This is a genomic window from Deltaproteobacteria bacterium (assembly GCA_019309045.1).
GTDB lineage: Bacteria > Desulfobacterota > Syntrophobacteria > BM002 > BM002 > JAFDGZ01.
This window is the reverse complement of the sequence record JAFDGZ010000033.1, coordinates 1-16,425: the sequence shown is the minus strand read 5'-3', so window position 1 is coordinate 16,425 and position 16,425 is coordinate 1. Positions and strand designations below refer to the sequence as shown.

The following is a 16,425-nucleotide window of genomic DNA, read 5'->3' as shown; positions in this document are numbered from 1 at the left end:
TCAATGACCTCCTTTGTATGCTACCATGATATTTGGTGTCATGAGAAGGCTCAAGAGCATCTTCACCATCACCAGCAGCACCAGAGTGGCGAGGAGGATCTTGAGCTGCTCACCGCCAAGCTTCTTGCTTATCCTGGCTCCGAACTGGGCCCCCAGAGTGGAACCCAGGAGCAGGATGAGCGCCAGGACAAAATCAACAGTATGATTGGCATAGGCCTGCATGATGGTGACATCGATGCAGGTGAAGAGAATCTGGAAGAGGCTGGTTCCCACCACCACGTGCATGGGCATCCTCAACAGGTAAACCATCACCGGCACCATGATGAAACCGCCGCCAACCCCCATGATGGCCGCCAGTATGCCCACCATAACTCCCAGACCAAGAGGCATAAGAATGGAAAGTCTGACGCCGGACCTCTCAAAATCCGTCTGCCACGGCAGTCGGCCCACCAGTCTGGCATACTTTGACTCTTTTGCTGCTGTCTCTTTGACAGGGGCCTTTTTCTTTCGCATGGCCTGCAGGCTCTCGAAAAACATGTATGAGCCCACAAAGCCGAGCATCAACACGTAGGTAATGGTGATGAGAAAGTCTGCATTGCCCAGCTGCCGCAGGACCTTTATGATCTGCACCCCCACGGTGCCTCCGGTCACCCCACCGATGAGCAGAAGAATGCCCATTTTGAAATCCACGTTGCCCAGACGGTAGTGCGCCAGGGTACCGGAGGTGGAAGCTCCAACTATCTGGTTGGAATCAGAGGCGGCGGCCACTGTGGGCGGGATGCCGGCCATGATGAGCAACGGTGTCATCAGGAAACCGCCGCCCACTCCAAAAATTCCCGACAGCAACCCAACAAAACCACCCATCACAAAAATCAGAATGACATTGACGCTGTTCCCTGCAATAGGGAGATAGAGGTGCCAGAACATAGTCATCTCCTCGATGGTTCATCTGGTTTTTCCGATACGAGCTCGATGCGACAATTCACCCGGTGTCTGATATTCTCGATAGAAAGCGCTCTGTCTCGCCTGCCACTTCGCAGAAGATGAGGTGCGGTAAGGACAAGGATGTCAACCTTTGTTTCCCTGATAAATCTCACCACCTCATCCTCATAATTTCCATGTGAGATCTGATAATCTACTACAATGCCCTGAGAACGCCCCTGCTCAATGAGGCCTTCCAGCTTCTCCTGCCGCTCAGCCTCTACTGTTTCCGGCACTGGCATGCTGGCTCCGATCTTTTTCGCGGGCAACACCCTAAGAATGTACACCTTGCCACCCACCCGCTTGGCCAGGTTTATGGCGTGCACGGCTGACCAGAGATTGGTCTCACTGCTTTCCAGAACCACCATAATTCGCTTCATGACCCCACCCTTCCCTTGACCGCTCTAACAAAAAGGGTGCCATGATATGATTTCTTTTAATTTCAATAAGTTACTCTAAATAGGCAGGAGGAAGAGTTCTCTGAGGTTTTTCATTCTGAAACAGAGAAAACATCCAGGAGGCGAGAAAACAGCAGACAGTCTATCAAAACAATGCAAAAACAAATGTGTTTCATTACGAAACATGAAACGGCTTCGCCACTATTCTTCAGCCAGACCATATTTCTTCATTTTTCTCCATAGAGTGGTCCGCGGCAGATTCAGGATTTCACAGGTGAGACTTCTGTTCCAGCCGGTCCGTTCCAGCACTTTGGCTATGTGCCTTTTTTCTATCTCTGCCAGAGGCAGCAGGTCTTCACCTTTCAGAGACAGAAATTCCAACTTTTGCAAATCAGGCGGCAGGTCCTCAACTCTTACCACATCGCCTTCTGCTAAGGCAACTGCCCGCTCGATAATGTTCTCCAGTTCGCGCACGTTCCCCGGATAACCGTAGCTCAATAAGATCTCCATGGCCTCAGGACTGACATGACGGATCTGTTTGCGCAAACCCTCGCTGTATTTGTTGATAAAATGAGCAATCAGCAAGGGAATATCTTCCTTCCTTTCTTCGAGCCTGGGCAGAACTATGCTGACAACATTCAACCGGTAGTAGAGATCTTCCCTGAACTCACCCTGCTCCACCAGCTCTTTCAGATCCTTGTTGCTGGCTGCAATAACGCGTATATCGAGATCGATCGGTCTGGTCCCCCCAACCCTGAGGATCTTTTTCTCCTGGATAACCCGCAGCAGTTTCACCTGCATGGCAAAGGACATTTCTCCTATTTCATCAAGAAACACTGTGCCCCTGTGCGAGGTCTCCAGAAGTCCTATCTTCGTTGCCACTGCGCCGGTGAAGGCCCCTTTTTCATGGCCGAAAAGTTCATTGGCAATCAACTCTTCAGTAAAACTGCCGCAGTTAAAAGATACGAACGGATGGGAGCTTCGCGGACTGAGGTTATGAATAGCCCTGGCCACCAGTTCTTTGCCGGTGCCAGTCTCGCCCTGCAGAAGAACATTGCAATCCACCACGGCAACTTTCTTGATCAGGTTGAATATTTCCTGCATTACCTTGCTGTTGCCTACCAGCCCACTGAAGGATCGCCGTTCTTCATCCAGACTTCTCTGCAGTCTTGCCACTTCCTCTTTGAGCCGCACCTTCTCCACAGCCCCGGCAGCCAGCAACCGAACTTCATTCAACTTGAGTGGTTTTGCTACGTAGTGGTAGGCCCCTTTTTTGATGGCCTCGATGGCAGAATCTATGGAACCGTAGCCGGTGATGATTATCACTTCACTGTTCTGCCAGTTTTTCTTTATCTGGGAGAGCACAGCCATGCCGTCAGTATCGGGCAGCCTGAGATCAAGAAAGATCACTTCGAAGCTTTTCCGCGCCATTCGCTCGAGAAAGGGCTCGGCCGCCTGGAAGGTTTCCACCTCATAGCCTTCTTTACTCAGGGCCCTGGACAGCCGGCGGCATACTATGAGTTCATCATCCACTACGGCTAGCCGTTTTTTCATCCACAACCTCCGCCTTGTCTTTGCAGATCGGCAGATAGACTGAAAAGGTGGATCCCTTTCCTACCTCACTTGCCACTTCGATATAGCCGCCAATTTTCTGGACGATGGCATACGACACCGAAAGGCCCAGGCCGGTGCCCCGACCCACGCCCTTGGTGGTGAAGAAAGGATCAAATATCTTTTGCAAATTCTCACTCTTTATGCCAGTGCCCGTATCTTTCACGTCTACCCGCACATATTTGTCCTGGTAGGTACTGGCCTCGATGATAAGAGTGCCGCCATTGGGCATGGCGTGTATGGCATTGAGCATCAGATTGAGGAAGACCTGCTGCAGGCTGCGCAGGGTCCCCCTGATACAGAGCTTCTCAGATGACATCTTAACCTGTAGACTCACGTGCGATAGCATGAGCTGATTCTTGATGAGCTTTATGGTGCGTTCAATGACGTCATCGATTGCCAGCTCCTCCAGGGTGGGGCTTTCCACTCTGGAGAAGTCCAGTAGATTGCCCACTACTTCTGCAGCCCGCCTGGCCTGATAGAGAACATCAAAGATGAGCTCTTTGGCCTCGCCTGGTATCTCGTCGGTAAAATCCTCGATCAGAGCCTCAGCCGTCAGAGATATGTTGTTGAGAGGATTGTTCAGTTCGTGGGCAATGCCAGCAGTGAAGGTGCCAATGGCGGCAATCTTTCGAGACTGCACCAGTTCTTCCTGTCTGCTGTCCAGCTCCTCCGCCATCTTGTTGATAGCGGAGGTGAGATTGGCAATTTCGTCCTGGCGCTTGGCATTGTAGTTTACTGGCACAAAGTTGCCGTGCGCTATCTCCTTGGTTGTTTCCTGGATCAGCTCCAGCGGCTTTAAAATATCAGTGGCAACTATGCGGAAGGTCAACAAGATTGCCGCCAGGAAAATGGCGAGAAAAAAGATGGGGATAAATAGTGAGCGAAAGAGAGCCTGGTGGATGCGCTGGCGTTTGACATGGATAAACTGCAAAGCAAAATCAACAAGCTTCTTGCCGTTGGTCCGCATCATGGTTATATCTTTGTCAGTCATGACATTATTTGTCATATTGACGTTCTTTTCTATTACTTCGGTATATTTTGCTAGGGTTGCACTAAATTCATTGTAGACGTTCTTATTTGTTATCTTAATGATATTAGGAGCAAGCTGTTGTAGAATTTTATGAGCTTTATCAAGATATAACTTGGATTCATCTAAGCTTTTCTTATCATTATATAAGATGAAGTTCTTTTCAAATCTTCTTACTTCTAATATATTGTTTAGTAGATCATCATAATTTTCGATAAAATATAATCTTCTGTTTACGCTGACAAGATTCCAGTAATAAATGCCCGTCGCAATAGTCGCCAATACCAGGCTCAAGATAAATATTACTATAATCCTGCTTCTAATCGTCTTCATCATGTCTGTTCGTCTCCTGGGCCTCCACCTCCACCCCTCAACTGCCCGGTGAATTCAGTTGCCTGCCTGCTTGCCATATTCTAGCAGCAAACATCTATTCACACCGAAAAGCAATCTCAACATCGCCGCCCACATAGATCACCGCAGAGGCAGGAATCATGAAACGCTGTGTCAGTGAGGGACTGTTCTGGTAAATGACCCGAAAATAGCGCAAGAGCCATTTCTTCCATGAACGTTCGACCACAAGAGGATTCCACATGCCAAAAACGAATCGTCGCGGCTCCTGGCTGAAATCCATTTCATTCATAATCTTGGGTACATTGACAAACAGTCTCATGTAGCCCTTGTCTATTCTCACCTGATGTATGGTGCCATCGCCATTGTGAAATCGGCCCAGGAGCTTTTTCTCATACTGCACACCCCAGGGCAGTTCGGTATTTTTCACCGTAACCAGGACAAGATTCTGTTTAAGAGAGCCTGCCGAATATTCCTCCAGGAGGCAGGCAGGAATAATATTCTCGTTGGCGGTCATATAAATGTTGGTGCCGGGCAGAATAACCAGCTCCATTCCCTGCAATTCTTCCAGAAAAGTGGCCACCTCGGTCTTGGGGATGTTCTGGTACAGCAGCCATGAGCCTTTTTCCCAGGCAATCATGGAAATTACCAGAAAAGTGCCGATGAGCAGAGGAAACCAGCCGCCGGTAGGAATCTTGCCGAGGTTCGAGAAAAAGAAGCCAGAGTCGAACAGCAAGAAGATCAGCAGTAATGGCACATACAACAAATAATGCGACTTTTTTTCCAAACTCCGCAGGTAGAGCAGGCTGGCCATCATGAGAGTGGTGCCGATGAAGGCGCCGGTCACAGCCAGCCCATAGGCATTTCCCAGAGCGTCGGAACTGCGAAATATGAACACGGTTGCCAGGCAGGCCACAAACATACCGCGGTTCACTCCGGGGATGTATATCTGGCCGGGATGGGCAGGCGAAGTGTTGCGCACCAGCAGACGAGGAAACATACGCAGCTCCATTGCCTGTTTATAGGTGGAAAAGGAGCCGGTAATCATTGCCTGGCTGGCAATGATCGCCGCCATGGTTGCCAGGATCAACAGGCAAATATAGACCCAGTGGCCTATGGGTACTGCCATGGCGAAAAACGGATTTACTGCTTCTTTGCTGCTGAGGATGAAGGCCCCCTGGCCAAAATAGTTGGCCAGCAGACAGATCGCCGCCACCCCCCAGGCCAGCCGTATGGCAGGCCTGGAATAATGTGCTTCATCAGCGTAGAGGGCCTCCCCGCCAGTAATGCACAATACAACGTAGCCAAGTATGGGAAATACCACGGCAATGGGGTGGTGTTGAAAAAAAGTCAGGGCATAGTAGGGACTCACAGCCTTTATCAACCAGGGGGCCTGCCTGAGGTTGATAAAACCCACAGTGCCTATGGCAGCGAACCAGACAATGATGATGGGCGAGAAGAGCCTGGCAATTTTTTCTGTACCCCTTTTCTGCAGCATGAACAGACCGCTGAGTATGACGACCGCCAGTGGAATAATATATTCAGCCAGATGCGGATAGACCACCTCGATGCCCTCGATAGCCGCCAGCACAGAAATCGACGGGGTAATAACCCCATCGCTCAACAGCAGAGCGCCGCAGATCATGGAGAAAACTGCAGCAATGGCCGCCACAGAGCCTGCCAGTTTTGCCTTGTTGACTTTCCCACGGCTCTTGCGGGCCTCCCGGCGTATGAGATTCAAAAGGGCAAAGGTGCCGCCTTCACCGTTGTTGTCCATGTTGAGCGCCATCCAGGCGTATTTGCTGGACAGAAACACGAAAGACCAGAAAATCAGGGAAAGAACTCCCATGACGTTTTCTCGAGTCAAAGGGAGAGAGCGAAAGCTGAGCGACATGACATATAAAGGAGAGGTGCCAATATCACCCAGGACTCCACCGATTGCCAGGTAAGTCAAAAACAGCGTTGTCGACAGTGTGACACTGTTCTTCGACTCGACCAAGTTAATACCCCCGTGTCATATGGAGGCCGCAGCAGGGTCTCCGAACAACAAACCAGCAAACCGCAATTGCGGCAAGTATTATGCCAGCGTTTCCTCTTATAGTATCTGGCGAGAAAAATTACAAATGGCGAAAACAGGCTGTTCGTTCATCTATGTCACCCAGATGGAATAATTTACTATAATAACAATAAGTTTTCTCCAGGTAGATTTCCTGCCCTGTATTTACACCCGGGACAAACTGTGCTAGACCAGCCTCTGAGCAGGAGATGGTTTTCTGAGGTCAATCTATCAACTTCAGCCCCGGTCTTCTGGCTGGCCCCGAACCGTAGGACGGCTCTCGAGTCGATTGAACTCGTTGCAGGGTGCACCCGCCCAACAAGCCATCCCAACGAATCAGGGCCGGTACGGCGACCGGCCCTGTGGAAAAGCAGGATACTCTGACCATTCTATAGCACAGTCGAGGTCAACATTTGACTAGTTATACGAAAATAGCAGCAGAACTGGAAATCAAGGTAGAACAGGTGCAGGCCGTTGACAGGCTTCTTGCTGAGGGTGCCACCATACCTTTTATTGCCCGCTACCGCAAAGAGGCTACCGGCTCCCTGGACGAGACCGTCATTACCAGCATCCGCAACCGCCTGCACCAGCTGGCTGAGCTCGACAAACGGCGGCAGGCCATCCTCAAATCACTGACTGAAAGGGAGCTCCTCACCGACGACCTCCAGGAACAGCTGCAGGCGGCAGATACCCTGGCCGTACTCGAAGACATCTACCTCCCCTACCGTCCCAAACGCCGCACCCGCGCTGCTGTAGCCAGAGAAAAGGGCCTCGAACCTCTGGCCGAAAAACTGCTGGCCCAGGTGGAAACCACCGACCCGCTGCAGGAGGCGGCAGCTTTTGTGGATCATGAGAAGGATGTGGCTACAGCAGAAGAGGCTCTCAAAGGAGCCCGGGACATCATTGCCGAATGGGTAAACGAGGACCAGGATGCCAGGGCCAGAATGCGAAGCCTTTATAGACGAAAGGGAGTGTTTCAGACAAAAGTGATCAAAGGTAAGGAGGCAGAGGGGAGCAAGTATCGGGATTACTTCGACTGGCAGGAACCGGCAGCTGCGGCCCCTTCTCACAGAATCCTGGCCATGCGCCGGGGTGAAAAAGAGGGTATTCTGACTCTCCGGCTGCGGCCACCCGAGGAAGAAGCACTTGCCCTGCTCGAGAAGCTTTTTGTCAAGAGCGACTGTCCTGCCTCCCGGGAGGTAAAAACAGCAGTACATGACAGCTACAAACGACTGCTTGGGCCTTCCATGGAGACCGAGAGCCGCCTGGCTACAAAAGAACGCGCCGACGAGGAAGCTATCAAGGTATTTGCTGACAATCTCCGCGAACTTCTTCTGGCGCCGCCGCTGGGACAGAAAAATGTCCTGGCCATAGACCCGGGATTGCGCACAGGCTGCAAGCTGGCCTGTCTGGATCGGCAGGGCAAGCTGCTGCACACCGACACCATCTACCCTTTCACTTCTGAAAAAGGGAGCAAACAGGCGGCGGCCGCCCTCCGCCACCTGGTGGAGCACTACAACATCGAGGCAATTGCTGTGGGCAACGGCACCGGCGGCCGCGACACAGAGGCCCTGGTGCGCAGCCTCGAGCTGCCCGCCGCGGTGCAGGTGGTGCTGGTAAACGAGAGCGGCGCCTCGGTCTATTCCGCCTCGGAGGCGGCCAGAAAAGAGTTCCCCGATCTGGACGTAACCTTCCGCGGCGCCGTGTCAATCGGCAGAAGGCTCATGGATCCCCTGGCAGAGCTGGTCAAGATCGATCCCAAAGCCATAGGAGTGGGCCAGTATCAGCACGACGTGGACCAGCAGGCCCTGAAGAGAGCACTGGATGACGTGGTTATGAGCTGCGTCAATGGCGTGGGCGTGGAAGTAAACACTGCCAGCGAGGAGCTTCTCACCTATGTCTCGGGGCTGGGCCCGCAGCTTGCCAGAAACATAGTCAACTATCGCAACGAAAACGGTCCCTTCGAGTCCCGCCATAACTTGAAGAAGGTGCCCCGCCTCGGACCCAAGGCCTTTGAACAGGCAGCCGGCTTCCTCCGCATCAGAAACGGCAGGAACCCTCTGGATGCCAGTGCTGTCCACCCCGAGTCATACCCGGTTGTGCAGGCCATGGCCAGAGACCTCGGCTGTACTGTGAAAGAGCTCATGGAACAACCAGAACTCAGAGAGCGCATTCAACTGGACAGGTATGTGACGGATGATGTGGGCCTGCCCACCCTCACGGACATTGTTGCCGAGCTTGCCAGGCCCGGCCGCGATCCCCGGCAAGAGTTCGAGCAGTTCTCCTTTGCCGACAAAGTGCAGACCATGGAGGACCTGCGCCCCGGCATGAAACTGCCGGGCATCGTCACCAATGTCACCGCCTTTGGTGCCTTTGTGGATATCGGCGTGCACCAGGACGGCCTGGTGCACATCAGCAAACTGGCAAATCATTTCGTCAAAGACCCTCACACTGTGGTCAAGGTCCAGCAAAAGGTGACCGTTACCGTGTTGGACGTCGACCTGAACCGCAGACGAATCTCTCTCTCCATGCGAGATGATCTCGACCAGCAGAAATCCGGGTCTCCAAAAGGATCAGTATCAGGGAAAAAGCACAGCCGAAAACGGCCGGCCGCGCCCAGAAAACCTGCCCCCTTTCACAACCCCTTTGCAGAAGCTTTCAAGAAGCAGCGAAAGTGACTCTCCGCCGGAGAGTGTCACTGGTTATCGGTTGCAGTAAATGAAGGGCTCAGGGCGCAGGGCATTGGGCGCAGGGCATGGAGCATCCGGGTTACTTGGGTTTGTTGGGTTTGTTGGGTTCTCAGTTATCGGTTATCAGTAAATGTCCAGGCAACGGGTCGGTAGGCGCAGGCTTCAGACTGCGTTGGCCGGTCCGCCCATCGATTCATGGGGCATAATTGGCGGCATGATGTGATTGGACCTGACAGCCGCTGGCGCAACCTGAAGGTTGCGGCTACCATTGATGGCCCCAGTTAGCAGTTATCAGTTCAAGGGGCGCAGGGCATTGGGCGTTGGGTTGTCAGTTCAACACACTCGGCTTGCGGCTACGGTTACGAAGCCCGTTTCGGTAAACGGTTCACGGCTACGTGGAAAAACCTTATAACGTAGCCCCTGGAGGATACGGGCCTCGTGACCGTAGCCCTGAGCCTGTCCTCATAATCTGTGGATAGTAATCTGTGGATGAAAAAAACATAGTCGCTCTCTCATATTTCTGGGCAAAGATGGTATTTTCTAGTATATTGGTCAATAAAAGTACAGGCGGCAGTAAGAGCAATTTTTCCCACTCAGAGGGCGTGACAGATGGTAACATTGAACATGTCTGAGGAAAAACTTAAAGAATTAATAAGAGAAGCAATTATCAGCACACTTACAGAAAGAAGTGATCTACTCGAAGATGCTGTTGCCGAAGCCATCCTGGATATGAAGCTGGCAATGGCCATCGAAGAAGGAGATACCGGCCAATACGTGGATGAAAAAGACATCATTTCCAAGCTGGCGGATTAATCGGTGCACATTCTATACGCTAAATCCTTTGCGAAAGATCTCGGAGCCATTAACCATGATCTGGCTACAAGGAAAAGACTTCTGAAAACCATCGACAAGTTGAAGGAAATTAACTCGTTGGATGAACTTCAAGGCATCAAGAAAATCCAGGGATATGAAAGCTATTACCGCCTGAGAATCGGTGATTATCGTCTCGGGATCAAACTCTCTGGAGATACTATAGAATTGATTCGTTTCCTACACCGCCGTGACATCTACAGACGTTTTCCTTAGAGCTACGATAATTTTCACGAACGCTCGCGTCAATCTGAAGTTCGTCAAGGTCTGGAGCTCGCCTCGGTGGCTCCCCAATCACATGACAAACAGGCAATATCAGGGATTGCTGGCAAGCAATGTGGGGAGGGTTTGAGGGGCACAAGGAGCTTGCTCATTGTGGTACTCGAACACTTCACATATGCACGATGCTCACATCGTGCCAGGCCGCCCTGCGGCCCTTGCCGGCAACTCCCTCTATCATCCCGGCGACTCCCGAATCTGTGTTAACCTGTGTAATCTGCGGACATAACCTTTTTGTCCCTATTACTCTCCCATTAACTAATATGACATATATTTATTGACAATTATCTTTTTATCCATTACTTTTAATGAAGTACATTCCCTGCGTATGCAGCATGAGATTCGTTACTGGAGATGATTGTGGGGAGCACAGAGCTATGAGAAAGCTGAAAAAGAGACCAGTTCAGATATATCTCGATCCCAACCAGGACAGGGTGCTGACCATGCTCGCCAGGAGCAGCGGCAAATCCAAAGCAGGCATAATCCGCTCATGCATAGACAGGTTCCTTGCCAGCCTGCCCGCTGACCAGGATCCCCTGCTGGATATTGTCGGGCTCGGGTCTTCTAATAAAGGCGATGTTGCTGCAAGGCACGATCAGTACCTGACCTCATCCAGGAAGTAGGATCTCGCCGTGGCCAACAAGGATCTCTTTATAGATACCAGCGCCTGGTATGCCCTGGCAGACAGCTTCGATCAGTATCATGAACAGGCTGGCAAACTGTTTCCCCGGGCACTGCAGGAATATGGACGGCTGGTAACAACAAATCTCGTTGTTGCCGAGACCTATATTTTGATCCGCAGAGAACTCGGCCATGAGGCAGCCATTACCTTCCTGGAAAAAATTGCAGCAAGCCCAAAACTAACCAGGATGTATTCTGACAGCGTTCTGGAAGCGGAGGCAGAGGCCATCTTACGGCGCTTCAATGACCAGGATTTCAGCTTTACCGACGCAGTAAGTTTCGCATTCATGAAGCAAAACAACATTGCAACTGCCTTTGCCTTTGACAGCCATTTCCTGACAGCCGGCTTCACCTTGATCTCCTGAGCACTCATATGCCCGCCGGCCCCTCTCCAGGCACACGGTTCACGGCTACGTGGAAAAACCGTATAACGTGGCCCCTGGACGAAACGGGCATCGTGACCCTAGCCCTGACCCTGTCCTCATAATCTGTGGGTAAGAAGGGCGCAGGGCATTGGGCGTTGGGCATGGAGCACTTGGGTTGCTTGGGTTTGTTGGGTTTTCAGTTGTCGGTTATCGGTAAATGTCCAGGCAACGGGTCGGTAGGCGCAGGCTTTAGATTGCGTTGCCCTGTACTGCTGTCGATTAACGGCAATTGCGCCATGGCACCATTTTGATAATGGCCGCATACGCAACCTGAAGGTTGCGGCTATCGATCATGCGGCGAGAAGGGGTGTGCTTTACAACACGCAGAAAATGTGTTACACGTATATTACGTGTAAATTTTTCTGGAGGCTGCCATGAAACAAAACATCACTCTTAGTCTGGAAAAAGAGATTATCAGAAAGGGAAAGGTCCTCGCCGCTCAGAAGGATACCAGTGTGAGCAAGATGCTAGGTGAAATGCTCAGACGAGAGCTGGAAAAAGAAGAGCAATATGAAGCTGCCAGAAGAAACGCTCTGCAAAATCTAAAAAAGGGATTTCATCTGGGAGGTGCTATCACCTGGAAGCGAGAGGATCTTTATGAAAGATAAGACCTTTGTGGACACAAATATTCTGGTTTACGCCCACGACATAGACGCCGGCAGCAAGCGCGAGGCAGCTGTAAAAATCGTTTCTGACTTGTGGGAAAGCAGACTCGGTGTCATAAGCACGCAGGTACTGCAGGAGTTCTATGTGGCGATTACCAGAAAAATACCAGTGCCCCTGGACAGAGCCACGGTCAGGATGATTATGCGGAATTACCTTAGCTGGGAAGTGGCAGTAAACGATGCCCACATTATTTTTCACGCCTGTGAGATTGAAGAGGCGCACAGGATATCATTCTGGGACGCACTCATCATTTCAGCTGCCTTTTCTAGAAATGCCGCCACAATTCTGACAGAAGATCTGAATCACGGCCAGATCATAGAGGGCATCCAGATCCAAAACCCGTTTAAACTCTGAAGATTAGGCAGGGCCGTTCGGTTACCGGCTATCAGTTATCAGTTATTGGGAGGTGTCTGGGCAATGCGTTGAAAGGCGCAGGCTTCAGACTGCGGTGCCGGTGTGCTACGCACGGCTCAGGGCGCAAGGCGTCGGGCGCACGCTTATCAGTTCACATTAAAAATTCGAAAATTTAAAATTGTGCCCTGACAACCAATAACCGATAACTGATAACTGTTCCTACCTCCCCGCCTGCAGATAACCTCGGGCCTGGGCCTGGATGGTTGGAGAGACGCTCTCGGGTACCTCTGCGCTGATCTTTGCCAGGGCCACCAGCACCATCTCCTTCAATGGTGAGCGCAGCTTGCCCACGTGCTGGAAGGCGTTGAGCAGCCGGCTGGCGGTGGTGGCATTGATGGGGGCCAGTTCGATTACCCTGTCAGCCAGCCAGTGAATGCCGCGCTCCGTCCACAGCATCCTGGTGTTTGTCGCCATTGGCAGGAAAAGAGCCCTGCACCAGGTGGGTTGCTTGATGTCGAAGGTGGGCCGCTTCTTTTCCCTGTCGATCATATCGAAGACGTCGTCGCAGGTGCCGCTGGCAACCACCCGCAGGTAGTTGGCATAGCCGCTCAGGTGACCGTGCCAGTGCTGGTACACCTCTTCGAGCACGGCCAGCCTTTCAGGAGCAGAACTGCGGTTCAACATGGTCAGGGCGCTCACCCTGTCGTTGGCAGTGGTTGCCGCCCGAAAATGGGCCAGGATCAGCCTGTGGCTGTCAGGACTGTCGTCACAGGTAATGAGCTCCAGGAGCACCGCTTTCAAGAGCCGTTCTTCTATGCCGTCTTTCGGGGACTGCAACGCCCTGTAGGTGTCCAGAGCCTGAAAGCAGTCCAGCAATTCCTTCCTGTAAACGCTGTTCACCTCGGCCAGCAGCCGATCCCGGGCCCGCACCAGCTCCTGATACCAGGTGATGTAGCGCCGATCCAGGGGCTGCTCGTCGATTCTCAAGAAATAGGCCTTGAGTGCAGGCGGCAGCTCAGCACTCTGGAGAATTTCCCCATAGAGCTCCAGCCAGACTGAGTCGATCTCTGCCTGCGGCTCCAGAAGCAGCCGCAGCCGCTGCTGATCTGTGAGCTGCCGCATGGCCTCCACCCGGTTGAAGTCATTGGGATCCAGCCGCACCTGGCTCACCAGCTGTTCCCTCGTCACATTGGCCATGCTGCAGGTGCCGTAGAATGAAAAGCTGCGGTTCAGAGAGACAAAGGCCACCCTGTCGTCAACATCTTCATAGACGAGCTGCGCCTTTCTTTCTCTCAGCTGAAACACCTTGCTCGTGCGGGCAATGTCCTGGCCTTTTTCATTCACCAGGGCAAGCTCGATGGGCAGGTGAAATGGCTCCTGGCTCTCGGACGCCTGTTGTTCCAGACAAATCTCGACTCGCTTTTTCTCCGGTTCATAAGAGACCGCAGCCGTAACCCTTGGATACCCTATGGTGTAGAGCCACTGCCTCTTGAATTGCGCCAGGGACATGCCGCAGACTTCTTCAAAACAGGCAAAAAATTGATCGGTATTGGCATTGCCGTGCCGGTAGCGGCTGAAGTAGAGCGTCTTGCCCCGCAGGAAATGCTCTTCACCCACCACCAGCCGCAGCATGCGGATCACCTCCGCTGCCTTCACATAGGTCACTCCGTCAATCAATTCGTCCGGGTCATTGAAGCCCTCTCTGACAATGCGGCCCACCTGGCCGCCGTCTTCTATGGCCAGGGGGCCCAGCAGAGGATCCCTGATGCTGTCCACCTGGCGCAGACGGATAAAGGTGGGCTCAAAGAGATCAGCCATGAACTGGCGCTCCACGTCCACGGTGTAGGCCTCGTTGAGCCACACATCGAAGGGCGTTTCCATGGTGGTCTCACTGCCGCACTGGTTGTGTTCGAACTCGTGCACGATGACCCCGTGCGCATAGAGCAGGGAGACGTCCAGGGTGTGCTCGTCGATGAGGGCCGCATCCGTCACAATGGTGGTGTTGCCCACATTTTCCATGCCGCCGAAATTGGATTTGTTCATGCAGATGGTGCGGTAGGTATCGCCGGTGTACTCGTAGTCCTGGGTTCTCTCCACCCACAGGACCGCCTCCTGGAGAATCTCCAGGGGAATGCGGGCATCCGCGGTTCTACCAGGCGGCACCAGGTATTCCAGCCGCACTGAACGTCCTGATGGGTAGACCACTTCAGCCGCCAGTTCGTCCCAGGTTCCCGCAGCCGCGATAAACAGGTAGGGCGCCATGGGCACCGGGTTTTCATAGGTGATCACCTGCCGACGAGGATCCTCCGGCTTGAGCACTGGCCGACCCTCAGGGTTAGTTTGCCTGTTCACATTGCCGTTGCTGATCAGGTGCGTATAGCGAGCGTCTGCCTCCAGCGTGGTGCTCATGGTACACTTGGCCCGGCAGTCATCGAAGATCGGCATGATGCGCTGGAAGCCCCATTGCTGACACTGGGACATGAACTGCTGCGGCGCTCCGGGCGGCGTGGTGTCCCTGTAGATGCCTTCCAGGATGTGATCAGAGGGAAAGCATCTGCTCAGGGTGCGAATCAGGAAGCGCTCTCCCTGGCTGCAGCGGCGCAGCAGCCTGATCAGCAGCTTGTTTTCTTCCTGGCGGTAGGTGTACTCGAGTGGTGTGCCATGCTGGTCGTCGCTCGTCTGCACTGACTCTACCTTTATAATCTCCAGACTATTGGCATCCAGGGCAATCTCCTCCAGATCGATCCTCGCCGTCATATCCAGGCAATTGCTGGCCTCCACATAGTCTTCCCGGAAATCCAGCTTGATGGTCAGATGATGCAGTCTCACGGGCAGCTCACCAAAATCTTCCCGCTGATACTTGAAGCGTCTCTCTGTCATGTAATTTCTCCTCGCCTGTGATTTCATTGGTGAATGGGCAAGAGTATACAGAATATGCGGGGGAACGGGAATGAAGAAGGGCTCAGGGCGCAGGGCATTGGGCGCAGGGTTGTCAGTTCAACACACTTGGCTTGCGGCTACGGTTACGAAGCCAGTATCGGTAAACGGTTCACGGCTACGTCGAAAAACCGTATCACGTGGCCCTTTGACGAAACGGGCATCGTGACCGTAGCCCTGACCGTGTCCTCATAATCTGTGGATAAAAAAGGCGCAGGGCGCAAGGCGTTGGGTATGGAGCATTTGGGTTATTTGGGTTTGTTGCGTTTGTTGGGTTTTCAGTTGTCGGTTATCGGTAGATGTCCAGGCAACGGGTCGGTAGGCGCAGGCTTCAGACTGCGTTGCCGGTCTTCGTGTCGATTCGTGGGGTATAATTGGCGGCATGATGTAATGGTATTGTTGACCGCAGGCGCAACCTGAAGGATGCGGCTACCATTTGAGGCCCCAGTTAGCAGTTATCGGTTCAAGGGGCGCAGGGCATTGGGCGCAGGGTTGTCAGTTCAACACACTTGCCTTGCGGCTACGGTTACGAAGCCAGTATCGGTAAACGGTTCACGGCAACGAAGGGAAAAACCGTATAACGTAGCCCCTGGACGAAACGGGCATCGTGACCCTAGCCCTGACCGTGTCCTCATAATCTGTGGATAAAAAAGGCGCAGGGCGCAAGGCGTTGGGTATGGAGCATTTGGGTTATTTGGGTTTGTTGCGTTTGTTGGGTTCTCAGTTGTCGATTATCGGTAGATGTCCAGGGCAACGGGTCGGTAGGCGCAGGCTTCAGACTGCGTTGGCCAGTGTGCTGACACACGCTTATCAGTTACTGGTTGTCAGTGGATGGCACCAAGCAGGGGGCATTGAGGTTACGAAGGTTTGTTGGATTAGCAGTTCAAGGAGTTCAAAGGTTCAAAAAGTTAAAAGAGTCAAGGGCTAAGACTGAAAAATGAAAGGCAAAACTCCTCAGCGCAACACCCCGCCGCCTCCCAGCCTACTAGCCTCCCAACCTACTGGCTGCTATAATCTATAGCCTGTTTCTGCTATGGTTGGAGTGCCCCAGATTGAAACACGGGAGGCATGATTTCAGTTCATGGAGCAGCGCAACTTT

General features: G+C 52.6%; 13 protein-coding genes. 7 read left to right on the top strand and 6 right to left on the bottom strand.

The window, feature by feature from the left end:
- The 5 genes from JRI89_08800 to JRI89_08780 all read right to left on the bottom strand — a co-directional run bounded on the left by JRI89_08800 (position 1) and on the right by JRI89_08780 (position 6,367).
- Positions 1-933 (bottom strand): sulfite exporter TauE/SafE family protein, encoded by a 933-nt coding sequence (locus JRI89_08800; protein ID MBW2071341.1) that lies wholly within the window; start codon positions 931-933, stop codon positions 1-3.
- On the bottom strand, positions 930-1,361 hold the full coding sequence (locus JRI89_08795) for a universal stress protein (GenBank protein ID MBW2071340.1): 432 nt from the start codon (positions 1,359-1,361) through the stop codon (positions 930-932). Before JRI89_08795 ends, JRI89_08800 begins: the two co-directional genes overlap by 4 nt.
- Before the next feature lie 219 nt (positions 1,362-1,580).
- The gene (locus tag JRI89_08790; protein MBW2071339.1) at positions 1,581-2,933 is read right to left on the bottom strand and encodes a sigma-54-dependent Fis family transcriptional regulator; all 1,353 of its coding nucleotides are present in this window, start codon (positions 2,931-2,933) and stop codon (positions 1,581-1,583) included.
- Positions 2,905-4,356: a HAMP domain-containing protein gene (locus tag JRI89_08785; protein ID MBW2071338.1), complete on the bottom strand. Its 1,452-nt coding sequence runs from the start codon at positions 4,354-4,356 to the stop codon at positions 2,905-2,907. Before JRI89_08785 ends, JRI89_08790 begins: the two co-directional genes overlap by 29 nt.
- Positions 4,357-4,447: 91 nt before the next feature.
- Positions 4,448-6,367, bottom strand: a complete 1,920-nt coding sequence (locus JRI89_08780; protein MBW2071337.1) for a KUP/HAK/KT family potassium transporter — start codon at positions 6,365-6,367, stop codon at positions 4,448-4,450.
- A 470-nt stretch (positions 6,368-6,837) separates the two neighbouring features.
- Here JRI89_08780 and JRI89_08775 point away from each other — a divergent pair, with 470 nt between their 5' ends.
- From JRI89_08775 to JRI89_08745, 7 genes are all read left to right on the top strand, one after another.
- A complete protein-coding gene (locus JRI89_08775) occupies positions 6,838-9,102 on the top strand; it encodes an RNA-binding transcriptional accessory protein (GenBank protein MBW2071336.1) in 2,265 nt (754 codons plus the stop codon).
- A gap of 621 nt (positions 9,103-9,723) precedes the next feature.
- Positions 9,724-9,927: a hypothetical protein gene (locus tag JRI89_08770; protein ID MBW2071335.1), complete on the top strand. Its 204-nt coding sequence runs from the start codon at positions 9,724-9,726 to the stop codon at positions 9,925-9,927.
- A 3-nt stretch (positions 9,928-9,930) separates the two neighbouring features.
- Positions 9,931-10,200, top strand: a complete 270-nt coding sequence (locus tag JRI89_08765; protein MBW2071334.1) for a type II toxin-antitoxin system RelE/ParE family toxin — start codon at positions 9,931-9,933, stop codon at positions 10,198-10,200.
- A gap of 440 nt (positions 10,201-10,640) precedes the next feature.
- Positions 10,641-10,886, top strand: a complete 246-nt coding sequence (locus JRI89_08760) for a hypothetical protein (GenBank protein MBW2071333.1) — start codon at positions 10,641-10,643, stop codon at positions 10,884-10,886.
- A 9-nt stretch (positions 10,887-10,895) separates the two neighbouring features.
- Complete coding sequence (locus tag JRI89_08755; GenBank protein ID MBW2071332.1) at positions 10,896-11,309, top strand: type II toxin-antitoxin system VapC family toxin; 414 nt, start codon at positions 10,896-10,898, stop codon at positions 11,307-11,309.
- Positions 11,310-11,743: 434 nt separating this feature from the next.
- On the top strand, positions 11,744-11,977 hold the full coding sequence (locus JRI89_08750; GenBank protein MBW2071331.1) for a hypothetical protein: 234 nt from the start codon (positions 11,744-11,746) through the stop codon (positions 11,975-11,977).
- Positions 11,967-12,389, top strand: coding sequence for a PIN domain-containing protein (locus tag JRI89_08745; GenBank protein ID MBW2071330.1), 423 nt, complete (start codon positions 11,967-11,969; stop codon positions 12,387-12,389). The genes JRI89_08750 and JRI89_08745 overlap by 11 nt, the downstream gene beginning before the upstream one ends.
- Before the next feature lie 219 nt (positions 12,390-12,608).
- Here the strand turns inward: JRI89_08745 and JRI89_08740 are convergent, their stop codons facing one another.
- Positions 12,609-15,269 carry a DUF3458 domain-containing protein gene (locus JRI89_08740; GenBank protein ID MBW2071329.1) on the bottom strand — a complete coding sequence of 887 codons (2,661 nt, stop codon included), beginning with the start codon at positions 15,267-15,269 and terminating at the stop codon, positions 12,609-12,611.
- Between the last annotated feature and the right edge of the window lie 1,156 nt (positions 15,270-16,425).